The sequence below is a fragment of the Enterobacter cloacae complex sp. ECL411 genome, assembly GCF_021869665.1.
In the GTDB taxonomy this organism is placed as follows: domain Bacteria; phylum Pseudomonadota; class Gammaproteobacteria; order Enterobacterales; family Enterobacteriaceae; genus Enterobacter; species Enterobacter intestinihominis.
Genome location: NZ_CP091486.1, coordinates 3,832,257 through 3,858,951, shown reverse-complemented (window position 1 = coordinate 3,858,951; position 26,695 = coordinate 3,832,257). Strand labels below are relative to the sequence as shown.

The window sequence follows — 26,695 nt, the reverse complement described above, 5'->3', positions numbered from 1 at the left end:
CGCCCTGAGTTTTCACACCACAGGCAAAACGATCATGACGCAGGATGAACTGAAAAAAGCAGTAGGATGGGCGGCTCTCCAGTACGTACAGCCGGGTACCATTGTCGGTGTTGGTACGGGATCGACGGCGGCGCACTTTATCGATGCGCTGGGCACGATGAAGGGGCAAATCGAGGGCGCGGTTTCGAGCTCCGATGCTTCCACGGAAAAGCTGAAAAGCCTCGGCATCACTGTTTTCGACCTCAACGAAGTGGACCGTCTGGGCATTTACGTTGATGGCGCGGATGAAATCAACGGCCACATGCAGATGATCAAAGGCGGTGGCGCGGCGCTGACCCGCGAAAAAATCATTGCCTCCGTGGCGGATAAGTTCATCTGCATCGCGGACGCCTCCAAGCAGGTCGACATTCTGGGGAGTTTCCCGCTGCCGGTCGAAGTGATCCCGATGGCGCGCAGTGCCGTGGCACGTCAACTGGTGAAGCTGGGTGGTCGTCCGGAATACCGTCAGGGTGTGGTGACCGACAACGGCAACGTGATCCTCGACGTTCACGGCCTTGAGATCCTCGATGCCATTGCGCTGGAAAATGCGATCAACGGCATTCCGGGCGTCGTTACCGTAGGGTTATTTGCCAACCGTGGCGCGGACGTAGCGCTGATCGGCACGGCTGACGGTGTAAAAACCATCGTAAAATGATCTGACGGGGGGAGCGCTCCCCCCGCTAAAAAATTTTGAAAAGCTAAATTCGGTGACTTGTGTCACGTTTTTCCGCCTCTTTTGCCGATCCTGCCGCGTTTGTAAATTTCCATAGCATTTTCCTCTGTCATTTTGCTCTGTATGACTTTTCTTCAGAGTGCCGACGCAAACGTTCATATTGCTGCAATAGTTTTTTTTGATATGTTGGCTGCACGGGATTTATATCCAGCACAACATCAGTTCAGATAAAAACAGGGTCGGGTAAATGGCAAAGGTATCACTGGAGAAAGACAAGATTAAATTCCTGCTGGTTGAAGGCGTGCACCAGAAAGCGCTCGATAGCCTTCGCGCTGCAGGTTACACCAACATCGAATTTCACAAAGGCGCGCTGGATACTGAAGAGCTGAAAGCGTCCATCCGTGATGCCCATTTCATTGGCCTGCGATCCCGTACCCAACTGACTGAAGACGTTATTGCTGCGGCGGAAAAGCTGGTGGCGATTGGCTGTTTCTGTATCGGTACCAATCAGGTTGATCTGAATGCCGCCGCAAAACGCGGTATCCCGGTTTTTAACGCCCCGTTCTCCAACACCCGTTCCGTGGCGGAGCTGGTGATTGGCGAGCTGCTGCTACTCCTTCGCGGTATTCCGGAAGCTAACGCCAAAGCGCACCGCGGCGTGTGGAATAAGCTGGCCGCGGGCTCCTACGAAGCGCGTGGTAAAAAACTCGGGATTATTGGTTACGGCCACATCGGTACGCAGCTTGGTATTCTGGCGGAATCCCTTGGCATGCACGTGTTTTTCTACGATATCGAAAACAAACTGCCGCTGGGTAACGCGACGCAGGTGCAGCATCTTTCTGACCTGCTGAACATGAGCGACGTGGTCAGCCTGCACGTGCCGGAAAATGCGTCCACAAAAAACATGATGGGAGCGGAAGAGCTGGCGCTGATGAAGCCGGGCTCACTGCTGATCAACGCCGCGCGCGGTACAGTAGTCGATATTCCTGCGCTGTGCGATGCGCTGAAGCGTAAGCATCTGGCGGGTGCGGCGATTGACGTGTTCCCGACGGAACCGGCCACCAACAGCGATCCGTTCACCTCTCCACTGTGCGAGTTCGACAACGTGATCCTGACGCCGCACATCGGCGGTTCTACTCAGGAAGCGCAGGAGAATATCGGCCTGGAAGTGGCGGGCAAGCTGAGCAAATATTCCGACAACGGTTCAACGCTCTCTGCGGTAAACTTCCCGGAGGTGTCTCTGCCGCTGCACGGTGGGCGTCGTCTGCTGCACATTCACGAAAACCGTCCTGGCGTGCTGACCGCCATCAACCAGATCTTTGCCGAACAGGGCGTTAACATTGCCGCGCAGTATCTGCAAACGAACGCGCAGATGGGTTATGTGGTGATTGATATTGAAGCGGATGAAGACATTGCCGAGAAAGCATTGCAGAGCATGAAGGCCATTCCGGGGACGATTCGCGCGCGTCTGCTGTACTGATAGTGCGGTCTGTGGTGTCGGGTGGCGCTTACGCTTACCCGACCTACAGCGGTCGTGCGGTCTGCGTGTCGGGTGGCGCTTACGCTTACCCGACCTACAATGTTCGTGCGGTCTGTGTGTCGGGTGGCGCTTACGCTTACCCGACCTACAATGTTCGTGCGGTCTGTGTGTCGGGTGGCGCTCACGCTTACCCGACCTACAAAGTTCGAGGATTTATGTAGGCCGGGTAAGGCGTAGCCGCCACCCGGCTTTGTTCTACCAGGTCCAGGTTTTACTGGGCGTCACCACCGCCGGCAACGGCACATCCCATTTCTCCACGGGTAATGCCTCCACGCCCTGACAATCATGCGCATAGCCCACCGGCTGCAACCCGTACTGCTGCCAGTTTTGTAGCGTTCTGTCGTAAAAACCACCGCCCATTCCCAGGCGCTGTCCCTGCTCGTCAAACGCCACCAGCGGCGTAATCAGCACATCCAGTTCAGATAGCGGCAGCACATCGCGCACGTCGAGTTTGGGTTCGGTGATTTTCAGACGATTCACCACCAGCTCGCTGTGCGGATGGTAGTGCAGAAACAGCAGATTGCCCCGGCTAAAGGGATGCAGCACCGGCAGATAAACTTTTTTCCCGGCGCGCCAGAGCTGGTCGATAAGTGGTTGGGTATCCAGCTCACCATCAAACGAAAGAAACAGGGCGACGGTGTTTGCCATCACCACAGGCGGATAGGCCATCATACGGGCGGCGGCCTGCTGGGCAAACTGTGTCTGTTGTTCGGCGCTTAAGGCACGACGACGCTGGCGAATGAGCTGACGGATATCCTGGCGTGAAGCAGAAACTTCAGGGAATTGAGTCATGGTTGTTGGTAGAAGAAGAGAGAGGGAATCTCCGAGATGCCGCCGCAGGCTGTAACCCTTGAACCCTTGGTTCAAGGTGAATGTGTCGTCATAGTTTTAAGGCTTCTCGGACGGACCGAGCATGCTCACCAACCATGGAGCGCCACATTCTTGTGGTATGAAATATCGGCTCAGGGGACTGGCCCGCTTGCAAACATCTCAGAGAAATTTTGTCTTCACAGTTACTCTACCATAGTCAACTGAGAAGTGTTATTCAAACTTTGGTCCCGGTCTTTCAGGACTGCGACCTTGATCAAGCAATGCCTGTTCAATGGTCTGCTGGAGCATTTTAATGCGCTGCTCCATGCTTGCCGCGTAATCGCGGGTCTTCGCTTTTTCCTGAGTCAGTTCATAGCTGATGTTCAACGCGGCGATGAAAACCAGCTGCTCAGTATTTGTGACTCTAGTGCGTTCTTTTAGATCTTGCAACCGCTGATTCAAATCGTCCGCAGCCTGATTCAAAGCATCCCTTTGTTCAGGCGGACAATTCACTCGCAGTGAACGGCCAAAAATCTGGAGATCGACGGGTTGTGCAGACATGCCACCTTCCTGCTGATTGACTGCGCTGCCTTCGCTTACTGCCCTGGGGGCTGCGAAGGGGCGACACTATAGCTACCCTGATGTGAAGATACAAGCCCTTTTCTGGTATCACCAGGGTCCAAAGTGGTAGCATATCATGAATATCCTCCCTTTGATGACGAATGCGTATGTCTATACAGAACGAAATGCCTGGTTACAAGGATTTAAACCAGTTACTGAACCAGCAGGGAGTCGGTCTAACCCCTGCCGAAATGCACGGTCTGATCAGCGGCATACTGTGCGGCGGAAACAGCGACAGCTCATGGCAGCCGCTGATCCACGACCTCACCAACGAAGGGCTGGCGTTTGGCCACGAACTGGCGGAAGCGCTGCGTAAAATGCACGCCGCAACCAGCGATTTCCTGGAAGACGATGGCTTTCTTTTTCAGCTTTATCTGCCTGAAGGCGACGATGTCAGCGTCTTCGATCGCGCTGATGCGCTCGCGGGTTGGGTAAACCACTATCTTCTTGGCCTGGGCGTAACCCAGCCTAAACTGGATAAAGTGACCGGCGAAGCGGGTGAAGCCATCGACGATCTGCGCAACATCGCCCAGCTCGGCTACGATGAAGACGAAGACCAGGAAGAGCTGGAGATGTCTCTCGAAGAGATTATCGAGTACGTGCGCGTGGCGTCTCTGCTGTGCCACGACAACTTTACGCGCTCGCAGCCGACCGCGCCGGAAGTTCGCAAGCCAACATTACACTAAGAAAAATAACGCACAGGAGGGTGTCATGGTTATCTCCAGTCAAGAGTATTCTCGCCGTCGTCAGGCGCTGCTGGCAAAAATGCAGCCGGGAAGCGCTGCCCTGATTTTCGCCGCGCCGGAAGTGACGCGCAGCGCCGACAGCGAATACCCCTATCGCCAGAGCAGTGATTTCTGGTACTTCACCGGGTTTAACGAGCCGGAAGCGGTACTGGTGCTGATTAAAAGCAATGACACCCACAACCACAGCGTGATTTTTAACCGCGTGCGCGATCTGACCGCGGAAATCTGGTTTGGCCGCCGCTTAGGGCAGGAGGCGGCGCCGGAAAAACTGGGCGTGGACCGCGCGCTGGCCTACAGCGAAATCAACCAGCAGCTCTATCAATTGCTCAACGGCCTGGACGTGCTGTACCACGCGCAGGGTGAATACGCGTATGCGGATGAGATTGTTTTCACTGCGCTGGATAAGCTGCGTAAAGGCTCACGTCAGAATTTGTCTGCACCCGCAACCCTGACAGACTGGCGACCGGTAGTGCACGAGATGCGCCTGTTTAAGTCTGAAGAAGAGCTGAATGTGATGCGCCGCGCGGGCGAAATCAGCGCCCTGGCGCATACCCGTGCCATGGAAAAGTGCCGTCCCGGTATGTTCGAGTACCAGCTTGAAGGCGAAATTCACCATGAATTTAACCGTCACGGCGCGCGCTTCCCGTCCTATAACACCATCGTAGGCGGCGGGGAAAACGGCTGCATTCTGCACTACACCGAAAACGAAAGTGAACTGCGCGACGGCGATCTGGTGCTGATTGACGCCGGCTGTGAATATCAGGGTTACGCGGGCGACATCACCCGTACCTTCCCGGTGAACGGTAAATTCACCCCAGCGCAGCGTGAAATCTATGACATCGTGCTTGAGTCTCTGGAGACCGCGCTGACGCTGTTCCGCCCTGGCACCTCCATCCAGGAGGTTACGGGCGAGGTGGTGCGCATCATGATTACCGGGCTGGTGAAGCTCGGCATTCTGAAAGGCGATGTGGACACCCTTATAACCGAAAACGCCCATCGTCCGTACTTTATGCATGGCCTGAGCCACTGGCTGGGGCTGGATGTGCATGACGTGGGGGCATACGGTCCGGAACGTTCGCGCGTGCTGGAGCCAGGCATGGTGCTGACCGTTGAGCCGGGGCTGTACATCGCGCCGGATGCCGACGTGCCGGAACAGTACCGCGGGATCGGCATTCGTATTGAAGATGACATCGTCATCACCGAAACCGGTAACGAAAACCTGACCGCGACCGTGGTGAAAAAAGCCGACGACATCGAGGCGCTGATGGCGGCGGCACGCGGATGAGCGTAATCATCGTTGGCGGAGGCATGACCGGCGCTACTCTGGCGTTGGCTATTTCTCAGTTAACCCAAGGCCAGCTTCCGGTGCATCTGGTTGAGGCGGTCGCGCCGCAGGCGGCCGATCATCCCGGTTTCGACGCCCGCGCTATCGCGCTGGCGCAGGGAACCTGTCAGCAGCTTACGCGTATTGGGATCTGGCAGGCGATAGCGGATTGCGCAACGGCGATCGGCACCGTTCACGTCAGCGATCGCGGGCACGCCGGGTTTGTGACGCTGGATGCCCACGATTACCGGATCGAGGCGCTGGGGCAGGTTGTCGAGCTGCATGACGTAGGGCTGCGGCTGTTCCGTCTTTTACAGGACGCGCCTGGCGTCACGCTGCACTGTCCGGCGCGCGTCGCCAGCTTTAGCCGCCGTGACGAAGCCGTCAGCGTGACGCTGGACAACGGCACCACGCTGGAGGGGGAACTGCTGGTGGCGGCGGATGGTTCACGCTCCGCGATCGCCACGCAGTGCGGCGTCGAATTGCGCTCTGAACCCTATGGGCAGGTGGCGGTCATCGCTAACGTCTCTACGGCTGGCACGCATAACGGCAGGGCATTTGAGCGCTTCACTGAGCACGGCCCGCTGGCCATGCTGCCGATGTCGAACGGGCGCTGCTCGCTGGTGTGGTGCCATGCGCAGGACCGGGCCGATGAGGTTCTCTCCTGGTCCGACGAACGTTTTAGTTCCGAGCTGCAGAAAGCCTTCGGCTGGCGGCTTGGGCGTATCACCCAGGCCGGAAAACGCGTGGCCTATCCGCTCGCGCTGACGACCGCATCGCAGACTGTCTCCCATCGCGTCGCTCTGGTCGGCAACGCCGCGCAGACGCTGCACCCCATCGCTGGGCAAGGCTTTAACCTTGGCCTGCGCGACGTGATGAGCCTGGCTGAACTACTGGCGCAGACGTGGAGCGAACAACAGGATTGTGGCGCATACTCAGTGCTTAGCCATTACCAGAAACGACGTCAGGCGGACAAAGCGGCGACCATTGGCGTTACCGACGGTTTAGTCCACCTGTTTGCCAATCGCTGGGCACCGCTGGTTGCGGGTCGCAACCTTGGGCTGATGGCGATGGAACTGTTCATTCCGGCACGTGACGTGCTGGCGCAGCGGACCCTGGGTTGGGTCGCGCGTTAAGGAGTAATCACCGTGCAAAATGTTGATGTCGCCATTGTCGGCGGCGGAATGGTAGGACTGGCGCTGGCCTGTGGTTTACAGGGCAGCGGCCTGCGCGTGGCGGTGCTTGAGCAAAACGCGCCGCAGCCTGTGGCGCAGGATGCACCGCCGGAGCTGCGCGTCTCGGCGATCAATGCCGCCAGCGAAAAGCTACTGACGCACCTTGGCGTCTGGTCTGAAATCGTGGCGCTGCGTGCCAGCTGTTACCATGGCATGGAAGTGTGGGATAAAGACAGCTTCGGCCATATCGCGTTTGACGATGAAAGCATGGGCTACAGCCACCTTGGGCACATCGTTGAAAACGCGGTGATCCACCACGCGCTGTGGCAAAAAGCGCAGCAGTGCAGCGACGTCACGCTGATCGCGCCGGCGAAACTTCAGCAGGTGGCGTGGGGCGAAAACGACGCGTTTATCACTCTTGAAAGCGGCGACATGCTGACCGCGCGGCTGGTAGTGGGTGCCGACGGCGCCAATTCCTGGCTGCGTAACAAAGCGGATATTCCGCTGACCTTCTGGGATTACCGTCATCACGCCCTGGTTGCCACAATCCGCACCGAAGAGCCGCATGGCGGCGTGGCGCGCCAGATTTTCCACAATGATGGCATTCTGGCCTTCCTGCCGCTTGCTGATCCGCATCTCTGCTCCATCGTCTGGTCTTTAGAGCCGGAGAAAGCGCAGCAGATGCAGGAGGCGACGCCGGACGCCTTTAATCAGGCGCTATGCGTGGCGTTTGATAACCGTCTGGGCCTGTGCACGCTTGAAAGCGAACGCCAGGCGTTTCCGTTAACCGGTCGCTACGCGCGTCAGTTTGCGGCGCACCGTCTGGCGTTGGTGGGGGATGCGGCGCATACGATTCATCCGCTGGCCGGGCAGGGGGTGAACCTCGGCTTTATGGACGCGGCCGAGCTGGTTGAAGAGCTGCGTCGTCTGCATCGGGAAGGTAAAGATATTGGTCAGCATCTGTATCTGCGTCGCTACGAGCGCAGCCGCAAACACAGTGCGGCGATGATGCTGGCGGGTATGCAGGGCTTCCGCGAGCTATTTGCCGGAGCGAACCCGGCGAAAAAACTGCTGCGCGATATCGGCCTCAAACTGGCCGACACCCTTCCCGGCGTCAAACCGCAGCTTCTTCGTCAGGCAATGGGCCTTAACGATCTTCCCGACTGGTTACGTTAATCTCGATCCCCGTCACACTTTATTTTCCCGGCCTTCGCGCCGGGGAAATCTCCTCGTTTGAAATAATCTAATTTCACGTCATTTTTCGCATTAGAAAATCTAATCTTACTATTTTTATGTTACTGAAATTCGGCCCGTTTTTCCGCACGAAATATCACCATCTGCTAAATCCTGTTAGCTCGATGTTAATTTTATGCGGGTTTAATCGCATTTTACCAGTGAATAACTCTGTAGGCTTTTCAGCGATTTTTGGTCATAAGCTAATGTGATGACCCGTTTTACCTTATGGTTAACCGCCGGTTTCGGTGGTAAGTTCAGGTAAAAGAGAACGTTTGCGTCGGCCCTCGATCGCGAGGTCGACACCGGGTTTCACGGTGAATTTTTCAACGAGGAAAAGATGGCTCAACAGACTCCTTTGTACGAACAGCACGTGTTATGCGGCGCCCGCATGGTGGACTTCCACGGCTGGATGATGCCGCTGCACTACGGCTCGCAGATTGATGAGCACCACGCGGTGCGCACCGATGCCGGTATGTTCGACGTGTCTCATATGACGATTGTCGACCTGCGCGGAAGCCGCACCCGGGAGTTTTTGCGTTATCTGTTGGCAAACGACGTCGCCAAACTAAAAACGCCGGGCAAAGCGCTCTATACCGGCATGCTCAATGCCTCTGGCGGCGTGATTGACGACCTCATCGTCTACTACTTCACCGAAGATTTCTTCCGCCTCGTTGTAAACTCCGCCACCCGCGAAAAAGACCTCTCCTGGATTTCCCAACACGCTGAACCTTACGCCATCGACATCACCGTTCGTGACGATCTGTCGCTGATTGCGGTGCAGGGGCCAAACGCCCAGGCGAAAGCCGCGTCTCTGTTCAGCGACGAGCAGCGCAAAGCAACCGAAGGCATGAAGCCGTTCTTCGGCGTGCAGGCGGGGGATCTGTTTATCGCCACCACCGGCTACACCGGTGAAGCGGGCTACGAAATTGCAATGCCAAACGAAAAGGCCGCCGATTTCTGGCGTGCGCTGGTGGAGGCGGGTGTGAAGCCTGCGGGCCTGGGCGCGCGCGATACGCTGCGTCTGGAAGCGGGGATGAACCTCTACGGTCAGGAGATGGACGAAGGCGTCTCACCGCTGGCGGCCAACATGGGCTGGACCATCGCGTGGGAACCGGCTGACCGTGATTTTATTGGCCGTGAAGCGCTGGAGATGCAGCGCGAGAAGGGCACTGAACAGCTGGTTGGCCTGGTGATGAAAGAAAAAGGCGTTCTGCGCGGCGAGCTGCCGGTGCGCTTCACCGATGCCGATGGCAATCATCGCGAAGGCGTGATCACCAGCGGAACGTTCTCCCCGACGCTCGGCTACAGTATTGCACTGGCACGCGTGCCAGCGGGGATTGGCGAAACGGCGGTGGTGCAGATCCGCAACCGCGAAATGCCGGTCAACGTGACCAAACCGATTTTTGTTCGCGCCGGTAAGCCGGTCGCCTAACTATTTTTATCAGGAGAACTTCAATGAGCAATGTGCCAGCAGAACTGAAATACAGCAAAGAACACGAGTGGCTGCGCAAAGAGGCGGACGGCACTTACACCGTTGGGATCACCGAGCACGCGCAGGAACTGCTGGGCGACATGGTGTTTGTTGACCTGCCGGAAGTGGGCGCAACCGTGAGCGCAGGCGACGACTGTGCGGTGGCGGAATCCGTTAAAGCGGCCTCTGACATCTACGCTCCGGTGAGCGGTGAAATTGTTGCCGTGAACGACGCGCTGAGCGACTCCCCGGAGCTGGTGAACAGCGAGCCTTATGAAGGCGGCTGGATCTTTAAGATCAAAGCCAGCGACGAAGCGCAGGTTGCCGCGCTGCTGGATGCGACCGCGTACGAAGCACTACTGGAAGACGAATAACGTTGTGCCGGATGGCGCTGCGCTTATCCGGCCTACAGATCTACGTAGGCCCGGAAAGCGTTAGCGCCACCGGGCAACAGCGTTACAGATAATTACGATTCACTGCACGTTTCAGGAACCATCGCTCATGACACAGACTTTAAGCCAGCTTGAAAACCGTGGCGCCTTCATTGAACGTCACATTGGGCCGGATGCTCAGCAACAGCAGGAGATGCTGAAGACAGTTGGCGCGGATTCATTAAACGCACTGATCGGCCAGATCGTGCCAAAAGACATCCAGCTTGCCACACCGCCGCAGGTAGGCGAGTCCACGACGGAGTTCGCCGCGCTGGCGGAGCTGAAGGCCATCGCCGGCCTTAACAAGCGCTATAAGTCTTATATCGGCATGGGCTACACCAACGTGCAGTTACCGCCGGTGATCCTGCGTAATATGCTGGAAAATCCGGGCTGGTACACCGCTTACACCCCGTATCAGCCAGAAGTCTCCCAGGGCCGTCTGGAAGCGCTGCTGAACTTCCAGCAGGTGACGCTGGATCTGACCGGTATGGATATCGCCTCTGCCTCGCTGCTGGATGAAGCCACTGCCGCCGCTGAAGCGATGGCGATGGCGAGGCGCGTGAGCAAGCTGAAAAACGCCAACCGCTTCTTCGTCGCGGCGGACGTGCATCCCCAGACGCTGGACGTGGTGCGCACCCGTGCGGAAACCTTCGGCTTTGAGGTGATTGTCGACGACGCTGACAAAGTGCTGGATCACCAGGACGTCTTCGGCGTGCTGTTACAGCAGGTGGGCACCACCGGGGAAGTGCATGATTACAGCGCGCTGATCGCCGAGCTCAAATCCCGTAAGGTTATTGTTAGCGTCGCCGCTGATTTTATGGCGCTGGTGCTGCTGACGGCGCCAGGTAAACAGGGCGCGGATATTGTCTTCGGCTCAGCGCAACGCTTCGGCGTGCCGATGGGCTACGGCGGCCCGCACGCGGCGTTCTTTGGCGCGAAAGATGAATTTAAACGTTCCATGCCAGGCCGTATTATCGGCGTATCGAAAGATGCCGCCGGTAACACCGCGCTGCGCATGGCGATGCAGACCCGCGAGCAGCATATCCGCCGCGAGAAAGCGAACTCCAACATCTGTACCTCGCAGGTGCTGCTGGCTAACATTGCCAGCTTATACGCGGTGTTCCACGGTCCGGCAGGTCTGAAACGCATTGCCAGCCGCATCCACCGTCTGGCCGATATCCTGGCCTGCGGTCTGCAACAGAAAGGTCTCAGACTGCGTCATGAGCACTACTTCGACACTCTGTGTGTCGATGTGGCAGACAAAGCGGCCGTGCTGGCGCGCGCCGAGGCAGCACAAATCAACCTGCGCAGCGACATTCACAATGCGGTCGGTATTACGCTGGACGAAAGCACCACCCGTGACGATATCCTGACCCTGTTCAACGTATTGCTGAGTGACGCACAGGGTCTGGACGTTGATACGCTCGACAAAGAGGTTGCGCTCGACAGCCGCTCCATTCAGGAAAGCATGCTGCGCGACGACGCGATCCTGACTCACCCGGTGTTCAACCGCTATCACAGCGAAACCGAGATGATGCGTTACATGCACTCTCTGGAACGTAAAGATCTGGCGCTGAACCAGGCGATGATCCCGCTGGGCTCCTGCACCATGAAGCTGAACGCCGCGGCTGAGATGATCCCAATCACCTGGCCTGAATTCTCCGAGCTGCACCCGTTCTGCCCGGCTGAGCAGGCGGAAGGTTATCACATGATGATCAACCAGCTCTCCGACTGGCTGGTGAAGCTGACCGGGTACGACGCGCTCTGCATGCAGCCGAACTCCGGTGCGCAGGGTGAATACGCCGGTCTGCTGGCGATCCGTCACTATCACGAAAGCCGCAACGAAGGCCACCGCGATATCTGTCTGATCCCAAGCTCTGCCCACGGCACCAACCCGGCCTCTGCCCAGATGGCAGGGATGGAAGTGGTGGTCGTGGCGTGCGACAAAAACGGCAACATCGATCTGGCCGACCTGCGCGCGAAAGCCGAGCAGGCAGGCGACAAACTCTCCTGCATCATGGTGACCTACCCGTCCACCCACGGCGTGTACGAAGAAACGATCCGTGAAGTGTGTGAAGTGGTGCATCAGTTCGGCGGCCAGGTTTACCTCGACGGTGCGAACATGAACGCCCAGGTGGGCATCACCTCTCCGGGCTTTATTGGCGCGGACGTGTCGCACCTCAACCTGCATAAAACGTTCTGCATTCCGCACGGCGGCGGCGGCCCGGGCATGGGCCCAATCGGCGTCAAAGCGCACCTGGCACCGTTTGTGCCAGGCCATAGCGTGGTGCAGATTGAAGGCATGCTGACCCGTCAGGGCGCGGTCTCCGCGGCACCGTTCGGCAGCGCCTCTATCCTGCCAATCAGCTGGATGTACATCCGCATGATGGGCGCGGAAGGGCTCAAGCAGGCCAGCCAGGTGGCGATCCTCAACGCCAACTACATCGCAACACGTCTGAAAGACGCCTATCCGGTGCTCTACACCGGCCGCGATGGTCGCGTGGCGCACGAATGCATCCTCGATATTCGTCCTCTGAAAGAAGAGACGGGCATCAGCGAGCTGGATATTGCCAAGCGCCTGATCGACTACGGCTTCCACGCGCCAACCATGTCCTTCCCGGTTGCAGGAACGCTGATGGTTGAGCCGACCGAGTCTGAAAGCAAGGTGGAGCTGGATCGCTTTATCGACGCGATGCTGGCGATCCGCAGCGAAATCGACCGCGTGAAAGGCGGGGAATGGACGCTGGAAGATAACCCCCTGGTTAACGCGCCGCATACCCAGAACGAACTGGTGGCAGAGTGGAACCACGGTTATACCCGCGAGCTGGCTGTCTTCCCGGCAGGTGTAGCAAACAAATACTGGCCAACCGTGAAACGTCTTGATGATGTTTACGGCGACCGTAACCTGTTCTGCTCCTGCGTGCCGATGAGCGAATACCAGTAACGTTGTTCCTGTAGTAACGTAGGCCGGGTAAGGCGAAGCCGCCACCCGGCTTTTTTATTGGGAGAAAAGAATGGCAATTGCATTGGTCACCGGCGCCAGCCGGGGTATTGGTAAAGCCACCGCGCTACAGCTGGCAAGCGAAGGCTACACCGTTGCGGTGAATTTTCATCACAACATCAAAGCCGCGACAGAGGTCATTAATCAGATCGTGGACGCGGGCGGTAAGGCCTTTGCCGTGCGCGCGGATATCAGCGATGAATCGCAGGTGATGGCGATGTTCGACAGCATCGATCGCGAAGGTGAGCCGCTCGCCGCGCTGGTGAACAACGCCGGGATTTTGTTTGAACAATCCTCCATCGAAAACCTCTCAGCTGAACGTATTAACCGCGTGCTGTCCACCAACGTCACTGGCTATTTTCTCTGCTGCCGTGAGGCGGTGAAGCGCATGTCGCATAAACACGGCGGCAAGGGCGGCGCGATTGTGAATGTCTCCTCGGCGGCCTCACGACTGGGCGCACCGGGGGAGTATGTGGATTATGCTGCCTCCAAAGGGGCGGTGGATTCCCTGACAACCGGCCTCGCGCTGGAGGTGGCGGCGCAGGGCATTCGCGTTAACTGCGTGCGGCCAGGCCTGATTTATACCGATATTCACGCCTCCGGCGGCGAGCCGGGGCGTGTGGATCGGGTGAAGTCGATGTTACCGATGCAGCGTGGCGGTCAGCCGGAGGAGGTCGCCCAGGCCATTACCTGGCTGCTGAGCGACAAAGCTTCCTATGTCACCGGTAGCTTCCTGGAGCTGGCTGGCGGGAAGTAACGCTACGACGCCAGCCACAGCCGCAGGCGCATTCCCCAGCCGCTGGTCCAGCCGGTGGTGATCGACTTCACTTCACCGTGAGAGATCACCACAAGCGTTGGCGTCACCTGAACGTCCCACTGACGCGCCAGTTCTCCGCTGGCGTCGTTGACCGTGGGCATCATCGCCTTCTTCTTTCTCATCCATGTTTCGAGCGTCGCGTTATCGCCCGAGCGCAGCGCAACCGACATCACGTTACCCCCGTCCGCGGCAATCGCCGCCACCGACGGCGTGGTGTAGCGGCAGACGCCGCACCATGTCGCCCAGACGTAGACCAGCAGCGGTCGCTCCTTACTCATGGCGATAAGATCGACGGGCTGACCATCGAGGGTGTGCAGTGCCGTCGCGGAGAAATTCTGCGGCAGCGCGGGCTGGCGGAAATAGTCCACCGCCAGGCTCACGGCTACGCCAATCAGCAGCCACACGGCCAGCTCGCGCAGCAGGCGAGGAAGCTTACTTGCCACGGGCGTTTGCCAGCTGTTCTTTGACCAGCCCCTCCAGATCGTCATACGGGATTGCGCCCGCCACCATCTGGTCACCGATGATGGTCGCCGGGGTGCCCTGAATATTCAGCACCTGCGCCAGGATCAGGTTCATCTTTACGCTGTCCATGGTTTTATCATCGGTTTTAATGCTGTCCGTCCCGGTCTTCACCTGCGCGGCGGCGATGCTGGCGTCATCGTGATAGCCCTTTTTCATCATCAGCCGCTGGTGTAGTGCCCAGAATTGATCCGGCGCCTGCTGCCACGTTGAGAGCGCCGCTTTCGCGGCATTTACCGAGCTTTGTCCCTTGAACGGCAGCAGTTTGATGATGAGCTGCACGTCGGGATTTTCCTGCACGATTTTCTCCAGCATTGGGTCGAACTGCTTGCAATACGGGCAGTTGTAGTCTGTGAAGGAGACGATGGTGAGCTTCGGCGATGTCGCGCCGGTTCGCGGGCTGTTGGGGTCGTTAAACAGCAGTTTTGCCAGCTGGTCGTTGGAAGCGTCATCTGACGGTGCGGCGAAACCGAACGTTGATAACGACAGCAGAAGTAAGGCAACGAAGGTTCTCATGTTATTTTCCTTTTGCATCGGACAGGGTGCTCAGCACCGCTTCGCGGCTTAACAACGCAGGCAGCACGTGGCCCTGAGGTAATCCCGGTCCGTAGATCTGGTTAAACGGCACGGCGGCGCTGCCGCGCGTGGTTAAAAACTGGCTGATGGTATCTGAGGGGCGGCTCCAGTCGCCGCGCAGGGCGACAACGTCCGGGGCGGAGAGCGCGACCTGCACGTCGTCGCGCAGCAGTACGTTGTATTTATTGGCTTTACAGGTCACGCACCAGTCGGCGGTCACGTCGACGAACACCCGTTTGTTCTCCGCCAGCGCGCGGACAATGGCCTGCTCGCTGAGCGGCTGCCAGTGAATACGATCGCGGCGGGAGCCCTCGCCGCCGGAGCCGGAAACAAACGCGACTACCCCGGCCACCAGTACAGCTAATACCCCGGCGCGCAGTGCCGTTTGCCAGCGGTAGCGCCAGGCGGTGACCAGCAGCAGCGCAAGGATCAGCAGCACGCCCAGCGTAATGACCGGCAGGCTGCCAATGTGCACCGTCAGCAGGCTCAGCAGCCACAGCGATGAGCCGAGCATCATCATCCCCAGCACTACGCGTACAACGTTCATCCAGCGCCCCGGACGCGGCAACCGCTGGGCCAGCCCCGGCCAGGCCGCCACCAGCAGCCACGGCAGGCTCATGCCGATACCCATCGCCAGGAAGATCCCCCACAGCAGGGGAAGCGGTGCCGCCAGCGCGACCGAGACCGCCGTCCCCAGGAACGGCGCGGTGCAGGGTGTCGCCAGCAGCGTGGCAAACGCGCCTTGCCAGAAATGACCCGCAAGCCCGTTGCCGCCGCGCGTGGCGAGGAAGGTGCTGGCGCCGGAAGGGAGACGGATTTCAAACAACCCCAGCAGGCTGGCGCTGAAAAGCACCATCACCAGCGCCATCGCACCAATAAACCACGGGTTCTGGAACTGGATCCCCCAGCCGAGCGCCTGATTGCCTAAGCGTAATACCGTCATCATCAGCGCCAGTGCGAGGAACGAGATCACGATCCCGGCTACCGATGCAAGAAACTGTCGGCGTACCTGACCCCGCGCCTGCCGTTCGGTTTGCATCAGCGTGCCCAGCTTCATGGCCAGCACCGGCAGTACGCAGGGCATGACGTTAAGGATCAGACCGCCAGCCAGCGCCATCAGCAGCACCCAGCCTAACGGGAGCGTCGGCGCGGCGTTCCCCGGCTGAATGCTCAGGCTGGACTCCTGCGCCTGCCCGCTATCGGCCAGAACCAGTGACAGGGTTTTGCCGCTGAGGTTGGGCGCGGCCTCGCCCCAGCTGTCCGTCACGGGCACGGTGGCGACCAGCGAATCACCGCGCACGGTGAGGGCCGGTTTGCCGAAATCAACATCATCCATACCGTCGATAAACAGCGACGGCGCCTGCCAGCCTGCGTCACGCTGCGCCGTTACGGTCAGCTTGCCGGGGGCATAGGTGGCGTTAAGCGTTGAGGTCAACCCGCCGCTGAGCGGAAGGGTGCCCATGGCCCGACTGAAATCGTAATCAAAACCGGCGCCTGCGGATGCGGTCATGTTCAGCGAAAACGAGTAGTCGGTAAGAATACAGACGTTGCTACAGGTGGAGAGCGTCAGCACGCCGCTCAGGATCGTCGGGACGTCGCCCCGCAGAGTGAGGGGAAAGCTGACATCGCCGTGATAGCCCTGCGTGGTGATGCCCGCGACGTCGAAACGCTGCGGCACAGGCCAGCGCCAGATCGCCTCGACGGGCTGATGCCATTTAATCGCGGGTGCGACGCCGCCTTCGCCCGGCGAGCGCCAGTAGGTTTTCCAGCCTTTTTGCAGGGCGACGTCCAGCAGCAGGCGGGTTTCGCCAGTGCTTTCAGGTTGCGCACGCAGCCTGACGCTGGCGTGCTGATTATCGGCGGCGCGCAGCCAGCCGCTGTCGGCAGCCTGGCTGAGGGGCAGCCATAGCCAAAGCAGGCAGACCAGCAGTCGCCTGAATACAGTAAACATAAATTTTCTCCGTAAATGATGAATTAACCTGAAGTAACAGGCGAAGGCTCATTCACGGAAGACGCATAATCGCAGATGCACCCTTAACCGGGGCGGGGAGATAACGCGGGGAGGCCACTGCCGTTCGCGGCGCGGTGGACTGGCTGCCAGCAACGCCAGCAGCAGGGTGACGGCAATCAGGGCGCCTTCAAACAAAACAGGCGGGACCGACATCAGCGACTTGGCGCTTAGCTCACACGGGGTTACCGGTGCGTCGGCACTCTCCTGCCCCTGCTGGACAAACTGGCTCGTGGCGGTGACGTTCATGACAAGCGCGTGCATCCCGGCCATCCGCTGGGCGGTACATATCAGCACCACCAGACAGGCCAGGGCTACAAGCAGGATAGCGTTGCGTTGTCGCTTAATCATGTTCGCCTCAAATATTCAGGATGCCTATATTATCGGGCGAACATATTTTGGCAACGCAAAAGCTGTAAAGAAGTGTCTGGAAGATAAGCAGTTTGCCCTCTCCGCTTGCAGAGAGGGCAAGCCATTACAGCGTTTCGCCGTTGCTGGCAATGACGGTTTTATACCACTCAAAGCTCTTCTTACGGGAGCGGGACATGTCACCGGTGCCGTCGTCGTGCTTGTTGACGTAGATAAAGCCGTAGCGCTTGCTGTACTGGCCGGTGGTGAAGGAGACGCAGTCGATGCAGCCCCACGGAGTGTAGCCCATCAGATCCACGCCGTCCCAGGTCACCGCCTTCATCATCTCTTCCACATGGGCGCGCAGGTAGTCGATGCGGTAGTCATCGTTGATGCTGCCGTCCTCTTCCACCTTGTCGTAGGCGCCGAAACCATTTTCCACGATAAACAGTGGCTTCTGGTAGCGCTCGTACAGTTCACACAGCGAATAACGCAGGCCCACAGGGTCAATCTGCCAGCCCCAGTCGGACGCCTTGACGTGTGGGTTCGGCACGCTGCCCTCGAAGCCGGAAATGGCGTCACCGGTGCCGCCTTCCGCTTTGACCGCGTTGGTCATGTAGTAGCTGAAACCTAAGTAATTGCAGGTGCCTTCACGCAGGATCTGCTCGTCGCCTGCTTCCATTTTGATGGAGAAGCCACGGCGTTCCCACTCGTTCAGCACGTAAGACGGGTAGTAGCCGCGCAGCTGTACGTCGGTAAAGACGTAGCGCTCGCGCATGGATTCCTGAGCGAACATCACATCTTCTGGCTTGCAGGAGTACGGATAGAGCGCCACCATCGCCAGCATGCAGCCGACTTTCATCTCCGGGTTAATGCGGCGGGCGGCTTTCACCGCCAGCGCGCTGGCCACGAACTGGTGGTGCAGCACCTGGTACATGGTCTCTTCCGGGTTGTCGTGCTCGGTATAGACCACGCCAGAGCAGCAGTAGCCGAACAGCGGCGCACGCCAGTTGCGCTGGTTGTTGATTTCGTTGAAGGTCATCCAGTATTTGACCTTATTTTTGTAGCGCTCAAATACCACTTCCGAGAAGCGTACAAAGAAATCGACTACTTTACGGTTGGTCCATCCGCCGTATTCCTGAACGAGGTGCAGCGGCATTTCAAAGTGGGAGAGGGTGATCACCGGCTCGATGTTGTACTTCAGCAGTTCATCGAACATGTCGTCGTAAAACTTCAGCCCCTCTTCGTTTGGCTGAGTTTCGTCGCCTTTCGGGAAGATGCGCGTCCAGGCGATAGAGGTACGGAAACATTTGAAGCCCATCTCGGCAAACAGCTTGATGTCTTCTTTGTAATGGCCGTAAAAGTCGACGGCTTCGTGGTTCGGGTAATATTTGCCTTCAATCACTTCCTGCGTGATTTCACGCGGAACGCCGTGTGCGCCGCCGGTGAGCACGTCGCAAATGCTTGGCCCTTTGCCGCCTTTGTTCCAGCCGCCTTCAACCTGGTGCGCCGCCACCGCGCCGCCCCATAAAAAATCTTTCGGTAAAGTGAGTTTTTTCATCTTTGCTATTCTCAATTCAGGACTTATTGATTTCGAGTCTAGCAAAGCGGAAATAAATGTCACGATATAACATTTTGCGGAAATTGTAATTTGTCACATCAAAAAAACAGGATGTTTTATTCTGTTAATTTCTTCGCCAGTTTCCGGCCTAATGATTCCAGAATATAGATGACCGGGATTTGGGTGGTTATATCGTAAACGCCGCCTATGCGCGTTTGGGGGACATGCCAGGAGAGATTAAAGTCCGCCAGTTTCGCGAGACGAGAATGTTCGTGGCTGGTGACAGAGAGCACCTTGCAGCGATGCAGGCTGAACTGGCTGGCGAAGCGCAGGATTTCCTCGGTTTCTCCGGAGACGGAAAGTACAATGGCCAGTGCATTTTTAGCCATATCGTTAGTGACCGGGAAATAAGGATCGTCGATATGGTTGCTGAATTTCCCGATATTTGAAAAGAAACGTGCGCCATATTTTGCCAGCGATCCGGACGTGCCTGCGCCAACAAAAATAATTCGTTCAGATGATAAAATAATATCGACGGCTTTATCTAATAACGCATCGAACTCTTCGTTATTTACGCTTTTAAAGAAGCTGATAATTTCACTGGCACCAAAATTCGCCTGCTGCGGCTCGTTCTGCTCCAGATAGAGTTTAAAGCGCACCCGAAATTCCGAGTAGCCTTCGCAGTTGAGCTTTCGGCAGAAGCGCAGGATAGTAGTGGTAGAGACTCCCGCCGCATCCGCCAGCTCGCGGATGGTCATGTACATCACTTTGTCACGGTTCTTAATGACATAGTTGTAGACCATCATTTCCAGATTGTTGAGGCTGGCAATGGCGGAATGGCTGAACATACTCACAATGGCTAAACTCGCTGTCGGACACTATCCCTGAAGCATACCATGATGACGAAGGGTGAGAGACGGATTTATCTCCTTGATTACTCAGGTGTTAATGAAATTATTTACATCTGTGCGGTGGGTTTGGTTTGTATTTGTTTGATTTATAAAGATAAATTCTTATTGGGGATTTATTTTAGCTAACAGGTGTTCACTGGAATCATTCTCAGTTAGCATAGACTGGCGATGAATAATCATCTTTTGTTTTCCCGGAGTTAAGTATGGTGAGCAGACCATTAATCGCACAGGGATATTCGCTGGCTGAGGAAGTAGCCAACAGTATAAGCCATGGCATCGGCCTGGTGTTTGGGATTGTCGGCTTAGTATTGCTGTTGGTGCAGGCGGTAGATACCAACGCCAGCGCGATGGCCATTACCAGCTACAGCCTGTATGGCGGGAGTATGATCCTGCTTTTCCTTGCCTCAACGCTGTATCACGCTATTCCGCATCAACGGGCGAAGATATGGCTCAAGAAATTTGACCACTGCGCAATCTATCTTCTCATTGCAGGCACTTACACGCCATTTTTGCTGGTGGGGCTCAACTCACCGCTGTCGCGTGGCCTGATGATTGTGATCTGGAGCCTGGCGCTGCTGGGGATCCTGTTCAAGCTGACCATCGCGCACCGGTTCAAAGTATTGTCGCTGGTCACCTATCTGACAATGGGCTGGCTGTCGCTGATTGTGGTGTATCAGTTAGCCATTAAGCTGGCGGTGGGGGGCGTGACGCTTCTGGCGGTGGGCGGAGTGATCTACTCGCTGGGCGTGATTTTCTACGTCTGCAAGCGTATCCCGTACAACCATGCCATCTGGCACGGCTTTGTGCTGGGCGGCAGCGTGTGCCACTTTCTGGCAATTTATCTGTATGTTGGTCAGGTGTAGTTTTTTTGTAAGGTTCGGTCTGATGCCCTCACCCCGACCCTCTCCCACAGGGAGAGGGAGAATATCAACACCGGGCGATACAGCATCAATCTTCCAGTGAATACGGCAGCGGCTCAATGCTGAGCGTGTTTGCATCGTCCCGCACGCGGAACACGCTGTCGGGCTCCATATCATTATTCATGACAACCTGCACCAGCACGCGGCCATCATCGAGCTGGACGGCGGCTAACACGGTGCCGGTACGGCGCCAGTTTTCGCCCATCTTCATCTCGAGATCTTCACCCGCTTCCGGCACACGGCTGGCGTGACCAGCCAGCGTCCACAGGGCGCGTTTGTTCGCGCCGCGGAATTTCGCACGCGCCACCATTTCCTGTCCGGTGTAGCAGCCCTTCTTAAAGCTGATACCACCCAGCGCCTGGATGTTTGTCGCCTGCGGGATAAACTGCGCGCTGTTTGCCGCGTCAATAACTGGCAGGCCCGCTTCGATGTTCAGCGCCAGCCACTGCTGGCTGTTGTTGAGCTGTGCTTCACCGCGCAGGGCGTCAGTGACGCGTTCCGCCGTTGCTTCGTCGGTTACCAGCAGGAAGCGCTCCGCAGGGTGTTCGAACCACAGAATGGAGGTTTCTCCCTCGCTGATCAGCTGTTTTCCGGCATCCGGTAGCTCGGCAAACAGGTTTTTCAGCGCTGCACGCGCCTGGAAACCCGCTACCCCCAGCAGAATGTGTTCATCGTCCGGGGCGATGGTGACTTTAGAAAAGACCGCGTATTTTTTCAGCTCTTTAAGCTGGGCGTCACGCAGGCTGCGACGCTCAATGAAGGCGAATCCGTCCTGACGGCGGAACAGACGCAGGTTGCTCCACATTTTGCCTTTTGGATCGCAATGCGCGGCCAGCAGATGCTGGTGCTCAGTCAACTGCGCCACGTCCGCCGTGACCTGGCCTTGCAGGTATTTTTCGCTGTCCGCACCGGTCAGTGTCGCCAGTGCCCAGTCATCAAGAGTAATCAGCGTCAGCGGCAGACGCGCAGAGGCGGCGGGCTGGCGAGGAGAAAATGGTGTAAATGCCATAGTGATGTCCTGAATTGCTTAACGCTTTGATAATACCTAATGGTAAAAGAGACTGTATTCAATGCAAGCGCTTTCAGCAGGCCATTCGTGCCATTACGCGGTTATGCGTGGCGCTACGCAAAATAGTGTAATCCGCTGTCTTTATAAGGATTATTCAGGAAGCCTGCTCGAGGTTCGCAATATTCCAGTAAAGAAACGGTCAAAAACACGTTACACTAGCAGGTGTTCCCGAAGAGCAATAATGAATACCGAACGGGATACCGACTGTGCCAAACGTAATGCAGGAAACAGAAAATGGATATTAACAACAAGGCCCGTATTCACTGGGCGTGCCGTCGCGGCATGCGTGAACTTGATATCTCCATCATGCCTTTCTTCGAGTATGAGTACGACAGCTTAAGCGATGACGATAAGCGCCTGTTTGTCCGTCTGCTTGAGTCCGACGATCCGGATTTATTCAACTGGCTGATGAATCACGGCAAGCCCGCCGACACCGAGTTGCAACGGATGGTGCAATTAATTCAAACACGGAATCAGGAACGTGGTCCTGTGGCAATCTGATCTTCGCGTCTCGTGGCGCTCACAGTGGATGTCCTTACTGCTCCACGGTCTGGTCGCGGCAATGGTGTTATTGGTGCCGTGGCCGCTAAGCTATACCCCTCTGTGGCTGCTTTTGCTGTCGTTTGTAGTGTTTGACAGCGTGCGCAGCCAGCGTCGAATCAACTCCCGTCAGGGTGAAATTAAGCTGCTGATGGATTCTCGCCTGCGCTGGCAGGGAAAAGAGTGGGAAATGATAGGGACGCCGTGGATGCTCAACACCGGGATGATGCTACGGCTGCGTCGGGTCGAGGACAATCGTCGCCAGCACCTGTGGCTGGCAGCAGACAGTATGGATCCTGCGGAGTGGCGAGATCTGCGCCGGTTGATCGTGCAACAGCCGACGCAGGAGTAAATCAGCTGAACTGCTCGGCCATCTCACCCAGAATCTGCTCGCACCAGTTCTGGAGGCGCTCGTCGCTAAGATCGTACTGGTTGGTTTCATCCAGCGCGAGCCCGACAAACAGCTGACCGTCGGCAATAATCGGTTTTTGACTGGTGAACTCATAGCCTTCCGTAGGCCAGTAGCCGATAAATGTCGCGCCCTTTGGCGCCAGTTTGTCGTGCAGCATGCCGAGTGCGTCAAGGAACCACTCCCCGTAGCCCAACTGGTCGCCCATGCCGTACATCGCAATGATTTTGCCTTCAAAATTGACTGAATCGAGCTGATCCCAGATGGCTTCCCAGTCTTCCTGAATCTCACCAAAGTCCCAGGTAGGGATACCCAGAATCAGCACATCGTACTGCTCCATCAAGGCAACCGCGTCATCTTTCAGGTTATGCAACGTCACCAGTTCCGGGCCAATAATGTCGCGAATTTTCTCCGCCGCCATTTCGGTGTAGCAGGTGCTGGAACCATAGAACAGACCAATATTCATCGCGTAACTATCTCAATTCTTGCTATGACTTTGCGCGTAGTGTACCAGAAACCGATGGCAATCAGGCATAATGGCCAGATTGCAGAACCATAGGGGTTGATGTGGAAAAGGATCTCGCACTCATCGAACAGTTTCTCGACGCGCTGTGGCTGGAGAAAAACCTCGCTGAAAATACGCTTAGCGCCTATCGTCGGGATCTCACTCTGCTGGTCGAGTGGCTGGCGCACCGGGGGCTGACGCTTGAAAGCGCACAAAGCGATGACCTGCAAGGGTTACTGGCTGAGCGGATGGAAGGGGGGTACAAAGCCACCAGCTCCGCACGTCTGCTGAGCGCCATGCGCCGCCTGTTCCAGCACCTTTACCGCGAGAAGATCCGCGCGGATGATCCCAGCGCACTGCTGGCATCGCCTAAACTGCCTCAGCGGCTGCCAAAAGATCTCAGCGAAGCGCAAGTTGAGAGATTATTACAGTCGCCCGCAGTTGACCTTCCGCTGGAGTTACGCGATAAAGCCATGCTTGAACTATTGTATGCCACGGGCTTGCGCGTTTCCGAGCTGGTGGGCCTGACGATGAGCGATATCAGCCTGCGTCAGGGCGTGGTGCGCGTTATCGGTAAAGGGAACAAAGAACGGCTGGTGCCGCTGGGTGAAGAGGCGGTCTACTGGCTGGAGACGTACCTGGAACACGGGCGTCCGTGGCTGCTGAACGGCGTCTCCATAGATGTATTATTCCCGAGCCAGCGCGCGCAGCAGATGACGCGACAAACGTTCTGGCATCGCATTAAACATTACGCCACACTGGCGGGTATTGACAGTGAGAAGCTGTCGCCGCACGTTTTGCGTCACGCCTTCGCGACGCATCTGTTAAACCACGGCGCGGATTTACGCGTGGTGCAGATGTTGCTTGGACACAGCGATCTTTCAACGACGCAAATATACACCCATGTCGCGACGGAACGCCTGCGGCAGCTACACCAACAGCACCACCCTCGCGCGTGAGTGCCGACGAATTGTTACAGGATCATATATGAAAAAGTCTTTAGCGCTGTTCACCCTGCTGGCAGCTTCGGTTTCCGGTTTTGCCCATGCGGATGATGCCGCCATTAAACAGTCTCTGACGAAACTCGGCGTCGCCAGCAGCGAGATCCAACCAGCGCCGGTGGCTGGCATGAAAACGGTGCTGACCAACAGCGGCGTGCTGTACGTGACCGAAGACGGAAAGCACATCATTCAGGGGCCAATGTACGACGTGAGCGGTGCGCAGCCGGTGAACGTCACCAACCAGCTACTGATGAAAAACCTGAATGCGCTCGAAAAAGAGATGATTGTCTACAAAGCGGCGCAGGAAAAGCACGTCATTACCGTCTTCACCGACATCACCTGCGGCTACTGCCACAAGCTGCATGAAGAGATGAAAGACTACAACGCGCTGGGCATTACCGTGCGTTACCTGGCCTTCCCACGCGCTGGCGTGCAGAGTCAGCCTGAGCAGGATATGAAAGCGATCTGGTGTGCGAAAGACCGCAACAAGGCCTTTGATGATGCGATGAACGGTAAAGGCGTGAAGCCCGCCTCCTGCGATATCGACATCGCTAACCACTACGCGCTGGGCGTACAGTTTGGCGTGAGCGGTACGCCAGCCATTGTGCTGAGCAACGGCTATGTGGTGCCGGGCTACCAGGGGCCAAAAGAGATGAAAGCGTTCCTCGACGAACACCAGAAACAGACGGGTGGTAAATAATTCGCGTGAAAGCCCCGATAAAACTGCGCCGCCGCGATGCGATTGAAACCGCGGATTTACCAGATACGCTTCCGCTGCTGTTAAAGCGGTTGTACGCCAGCCGTGGCGTGCGTACGGCAAGCGATCTTGAGCGCAGCGTTAAAGGCATGCTGCCCTGGCAAGCGCTGAGTGGCATCGAAAAAGCGACTGAAATGCTCTACGACGCGTTCCGTGACGGGACGCGGATTGTCGTGGTGGGCGATTTCGATGCCGACGGCGCAACCAGTACCGCGCTGAGCGTACTCAGCCTGCGTGCGCTGGGCTGCGATAACGTGGCTTACCTGGTGCCGAACCGGTTTGAAGACGGCTACGGCCTCAGCCCGGAAGTGGTCGATCAGGCCCATGCCCGTGGTGCACAGATGATCATGACCGTGGATAACGGGATCTCTTCTCATGCGGGGGTCGATCATGCCCATGCGCTGGGGATCCCGGTACTGGTCACCGATCACCACCTGCCAGGAGAAACCCTGCCAGACGCCGAAGCCATCATTAACCCGAACCTGCGCGACTGCGATTTCCCGTCGAAATCGCTGGCCGGAGTAGGGGTGGCGTTTTATCTGATGCTGGCGTTACGCACGTTGCTGCGTGATAAGGGCTGGTTCGAATCGCGCGGGATTGCCGTGCCGAATCTTGCGGAGTATCTCGATCTGGTGGCGCTGGGAACCGTGGCGGACGTGGTGCCGCTCGATACCAATAACCGTATTCTCACCTGGCAGGGCTTGAGCCGCATTCGGGCGGGCAAATGCCGTCCGGGGATCAAGGCGCTGCTGGAAATCGCCAACCGCGATCCGCTGAAGCTTGCGGCAAGCGATTTGGGCTTTGCCCTCGGCCCGCGCCTGAATGCGGCGGGGCGGCTGGACGATATGTCGGTTGGCGTCGCGCTGCTCCTGTGCGACAACATCGGCGAAGCGCGCGTGCTGGCCAGTGAGCTGGACGCACTCAACCAGACCCGTAAAGAGATTGAGCAGGGGATGCAGGCCGAAGCGCTGACCCTGTGCGAAAAGCTGGAGCGCAGCGGCGATAACCTGCCGGGTGGGCTGGCGATGTATCACCCCGAATGGCACCAGGGCGTGGTGGGCATTCTGGCGTCGCGCATTAAAGAGCGTTTCCACCGCCCGGTGATCGCGTTCGCCCCCGCCGGGGACGGCACGCTGAAAGGCTCCGGTCGTTCCATTCAGGGGCTGCATATGCGCGATGCGCTGGAGCGTCTGGATACGCTGCATCCGGGGTTGATGATTAAGTTCGGCGGCCACGCGATGGCGGCAGGCCTGTCGCTGGAAGAGGCGAAGTTCGACGAGTTCCAGCGTCTGTTTGGCGAACTGGTCACCGAGTGGATCGATCCGTCTCTGTTGCAGGGTGAAGTGGTTTCTGACGGCGAGCTTTCTCCGGCTGAAATGACCATGGAGGTGGCGCAGATGCTGCGCGATGCCGGCCCGTGGGGGCAGATGTTCCCGGAGCCGCTTTTCGACGGACGTTTTCGTTTGCTGCAACAGCGCATCGTGGGCGAACGCCATCTCAAAGTGATGGTGGAACCGGTCGGCGGCGGGCCGCTGCTCGACGGCATCGCCTTTAACGTTGATACCTCCATCTGGCCGGACAACGGCGTGCGCGAGGTTGAGCTGGCCTATAAGCTGGATATTAACGAGTTCCGCGGTAACCGCACCCTTCAGATCATCATCGACAATATCTGGCCAATTTAGCGTCA

At 57.4% G+C, this 26,695-nt stretch carries 27 protein-coding genes and 1 other RNA gene; 17 read left to right on the top strand and 11 right to left on the bottom strand.

All coding sequences use genetic code 11. The features are described from left to right. The first annotated feature begins 34 nt into the window (after positions 1 to 34). The 3 genes from rpiA to L3069_RS18480 all read left to right on the top strand — a co-directional run bounded on the left by rpiA (position 35) and on the right by L3069_RS18480 (position 2,413). On the top strand, positions 35 to 694 hold the full coding sequence (rpiA, locus tag L3069_RS18490) for a ribose-5-phosphate isomerase RpiA (RefSeq protein WP_022649322.1): 660 nt from the start codon (positions 35 to 37) through the stop codon (positions 692 to 694). A gap of 265 nt (positions 695 to 959) precedes the next feature. After that, a complete protein-coding gene (gene serA / locus L3069_RS18485; RefSeq protein ID WP_022649321.1) occupies positions 960 to 2,192 on the top strand; it encodes a phosphoglycerate dehydrogenase in 1,233 nt (410 codons plus the stop codon). A 14-nt stretch (positions 2,193 to 2,206) separates the two neighbouring features. Further along, positions 2,207 to 2,413, top strand: a complete 207-nt coding sequence (locus L3069_RS18480) for a hypothetical protein (RefSeq protein WP_126509587.1) — start codon at positions 2,207 to 2,209, stop codon at positions 2,411 to 2,413. A gap of 34 nt (positions 2,414 to 2,447) precedes the next feature. On the opposite strand, the gene L3069_RS18475 is transcribed toward L3069_RS18480, so the two are convergent. The 3 genes from L3069_RS18475 to zapA form a co-directional block, all read right to left on the bottom strand. After that, the gene (locus L3069_RS18475) at positions 2,448 to 3,044 is read right to left on the bottom strand and encodes a 5-formyltetrahydrofolate cyclo-ligase (protein ID WP_038416693.1); all 597 of its coding nucleotides are present in this window, start codon (positions 3,042 to 3,044) and stop codon (positions 2,448 to 2,450) included. A gap of 24 nt (positions 3,045 to 3,068) precedes the next feature. Then, positions 3,069 to 3,252, bottom strand: a non-coding RNA gene (gene ssrS / locus L3069_RS18470) — 6S RNA. Positions 3,253 to 3,293: 41 nt separating this feature from the next. Then, positions 3,294 to 3,623 (bottom strand): cell division protein ZapA, encoded by a 330-nt coding sequence (gene zapA, locus L3069_RS18465; protein ID WP_003860096.1) that lies wholly within the window; start codon positions 3,621 to 3,623, stop codon positions 3,294 to 3,296. 167 nt (positions 3,624 to 3,790) lie between these two features. Between zapA and L3069_RS18460 the strand changes: the two genes are divergently transcribed. From L3069_RS18460 to L3069_RS18425, 8 genes are all read left to right on the top strand, one after another. Continuing rightward, positions 3,791 to 4,369 (top strand): YecA family protein, encoded by a 579-nt coding sequence (locus L3069_RS18460; protein WP_074133658.1) that lies wholly within the window; start codon positions 3,791 to 3,793, stop codon positions 4,367 to 4,369. Between the two features lie 31 nt (positions 4,370 to 4,400). Continuing rightward, entirely contained in the window at positions 4,401 to 5,714 is a 1,314-nt protein-coding gene (gene pepP / locus L3069_RS18455; RefSeq protein ID WP_088581805.1) for a Xaa-Pro aminopeptidase, read from the top strand. Then, positions 5,711 to 6,889 (top strand): 2-octaprenyl-6-methoxyphenyl hydroxylase, encoded by a 1,179-nt coding sequence (gene ubiH, locus L3069_RS18450; RefSeq protein WP_038416691.1) that lies wholly within the window; start codon positions 5,711 to 5,713, stop codon positions 6,887 to 6,889. Before pepP ends, ubiH begins: the two co-directional genes overlap by 4 nt. 12 nt (positions 6,890 to 6,901) lie before the next feature. Continuing rightward, entirely contained in the window at positions 6,902 to 8,104 is a 1,203-nt protein-coding gene (gene ubiI / locus L3069_RS18445) for an FAD-dependent 2-octaprenylphenol hydroxylase (protein WP_022649317.1), read from the top strand. Positions 8,105 to 8,501: 397 nt separating this feature from the next. Then, positions 8,502 to 9,596 (top strand): glycine cleavage system aminomethyltransferase GcvT, encoded by a 1,095-nt coding sequence (gcvT, locus tag L3069_RS18440; RefSeq protein WP_003860107.1) that lies wholly within the window; start codon positions 8,502 to 8,504, stop codon positions 9,594 to 9,596. 23 nt (positions 9,597 to 9,619) lie between these two features. After that, a complete protein-coding gene (gene gcvH / locus L3069_RS18435; RefSeq protein WP_006811885.1) occupies positions 9,620 to 10,009 on the top strand; it encodes a glycine cleavage system protein GcvH in 390 nt (129 codons plus the stop codon). Positions 10,010 to 10,136: 127 nt separating this feature from the next. Further along, complete coding sequence (gene gcvP, locus L3069_RS18430) at positions 10,137 to 13,010, top strand: aminomethyl-transferring glycine dehydrogenase (protein WP_236901891.1); 2,874 nt, start codon at positions 10,137 to 10,139, stop codon at positions 13,008 to 13,010. A gap of 70 nt (positions 13,011 to 13,080) precedes the next feature. After that, positions 13,081 to 13,824 (top strand): SDR family oxidoreductase, encoded by a 744-nt coding sequence (locus L3069_RS18425; protein ID WP_023306889.1) that lies wholly within the window; start codon positions 13,081 to 13,083, stop codon positions 13,822 to 13,824. 2 nt (positions 13,825 to 13,826) lie between these two features. On the opposite strand, the gene L3069_RS18420 is transcribed toward L3069_RS18425, so the two are convergent. The 6 genes from L3069_RS18420 to L3069_RS18395 form a co-directional block, all read right to left on the bottom strand. Beyond that, complete coding sequence (locus L3069_RS18420; RefSeq protein WP_032626112.1) at positions 13,827 to 14,327, bottom strand: protein disulfide oxidoreductase; 501 nt, start codon at positions 14,325 to 14,327, stop codon at positions 13,827 to 13,829. Further along, positions 14,317 to 14,919, bottom strand: a complete 603-nt coding sequence (locus L3069_RS18415) for a DsbA family protein (RefSeq protein ID WP_038416687.1) — start codon at positions 14,917 to 14,919, stop codon at positions 14,317 to 14,319. Before L3069_RS18415 ends, L3069_RS18420 begins: the two co-directional genes overlap by 11 nt. A 1-nt stretch (position 14,920) precedes the next feature. Further along, a complete protein-coding gene (locus L3069_RS18410) occupies positions 14,921 to 16,930 on the bottom strand; it encodes a protein-disulfide reductase DsbD (RefSeq protein ID WP_038416685.1) in 2,010 nt (669 codons plus the stop codon). Positions 16,931 to 16,978: 48 nt separating this feature from the next. Next, positions 16,979 to 17,338, bottom strand: coding sequence for a hypothetical protein (locus tag L3069_RS18405; RefSeq protein ID WP_038416683.1), 360 nt, complete (start codon positions 17,336 to 17,338; stop codon positions 16,979 to 16,981). A 124-nt stretch (positions 17,339 to 17,462) separates the two neighbouring features. Further along, positions 17,463 to 18,896: a 6-phospho-beta-glucosidase BglA gene (gene bglA / locus L3069_RS18400; RefSeq protein ID WP_038416681.1), complete on the bottom strand. Its 1,434-nt coding sequence runs from the start codon at positions 18,894 to 18,896 to the stop codon at positions 17,463 to 17,465. Between the two features lie 116 nt (positions 18,897 to 19,012). Next, entirely contained in the window at positions 19,013 to 19,744 is a 732-nt protein-coding gene (locus L3069_RS18395) for a MurR/RpiR family transcriptional regulator (RefSeq protein ID WP_022649308.1), read from the bottom strand. Positions 19,745 to 20,010: 266 nt separating this feature from the next. Between L3069_RS18395 and L3069_RS18390 the strand changes: the two genes are divergently transcribed. Beyond that, entirely contained in the window at positions 20,011 to 20,670 is a 660-nt protein-coding gene (locus L3069_RS18390; RefSeq protein ID WP_022649307.1) for a hemolysin III family protein, read from the top strand. Positions 20,671 to 20,755: 85 nt separating this feature from the next. Here L3069_RS18390 and ygfZ read toward each other — a convergent pair whose 3' ends face one another. Beyond that, a complete protein-coding gene (ygfZ, locus tag L3069_RS18385; RefSeq protein ID WP_038416679.1) occupies positions 20,756 to 21,736 on the bottom strand; it encodes a tRNA-modifying protein YgfZ in 981 nt (326 codons plus the stop codon). A gap of 294 nt (positions 21,737 to 22,030) precedes the next feature. Between ygfZ and sdhE the strand changes: the two genes are divergently transcribed. Together sdhE and L3069_RS18375 are read left to right on the top strand one after the other, a co-directional pair. Next, positions 22,031 to 22,297 carry an FAD assembly factor SdhE gene (sdhE, locus tag L3069_RS18380; protein ID WP_003863437.1) on the top strand — a complete coding sequence of 89 codons (267 nt, stop codon included), beginning with the start codon at positions 22,031 to 22,033 and terminating at the stop codon, positions 22,295 to 22,297. After that, the gene (locus L3069_RS18375) at positions 22,278 to 22,688 is read left to right on the top strand and encodes a protein YgfX (protein ID WP_038416677.1); all 411 of its coding nucleotides are present in this window, start codon (positions 22,278 to 22,280) and stop codon (positions 22,686 to 22,688) included. Before sdhE ends, L3069_RS18375 begins: the two co-directional genes overlap by 20 nt. Before the next feature lies 1 nt (position 22,689). Here the strand turns inward: L3069_RS18375 and fldB are convergent, their stop codons facing one another. Continuing rightward, positions 22,690 to 23,211, bottom strand: a complete 522-nt coding sequence (gene fldB / locus L3069_RS18370; protein WP_023306886.1) for a flavodoxin FldB — start codon at positions 23,209 to 23,211, stop codon at positions 22,690 to 22,692. Positions 23,212 to 23,312: 101 nt separating this feature from the next. Between fldB and xerD the strand changes: the two genes are divergently transcribed. From xerD to recJ, 3 genes are read left to right on the top strand one after another with little or no spacing between them, the layout of a single operon-like run. Then, positions 23,313 to 24,209 carry a site-specific tyrosine recombinase XerD gene (gene xerD, locus L3069_RS18365; protein ID WP_003863442.1) on the top strand — a complete coding sequence of 299 codons (897 nt, stop codon included), beginning with the start codon at positions 23,313 to 23,315 and terminating at the stop codon, positions 24,207 to 24,209. Between the two features lie 28 nt (positions 24,210 to 24,237). Next, a complete protein-coding gene (gene dsbC, locus L3069_RS18360) occupies positions 24,238 to 24,951 on the top strand; it encodes a bifunctional protein-disulfide isomerase/oxidoreductase DsbC (protein WP_022649304.1) in 714 nt (237 codons plus the stop codon). Between the two features lie 5 nt (positions 24,952 to 24,956). Next, positions 24,957 to 26,690 carry a single-stranded-DNA-specific exonuclease RecJ gene (recJ, locus tag L3069_RS18355; protein WP_038416675.1) on the top strand — a complete coding sequence of 578 codons (1,734 nt, stop codon included), beginning with the start codon at positions 24,957 to 24,959 and terminating at the stop codon, positions 26,688 to 26,690. Positions 26,691 to 26,695: the final 5 nt, after the last annotated feature.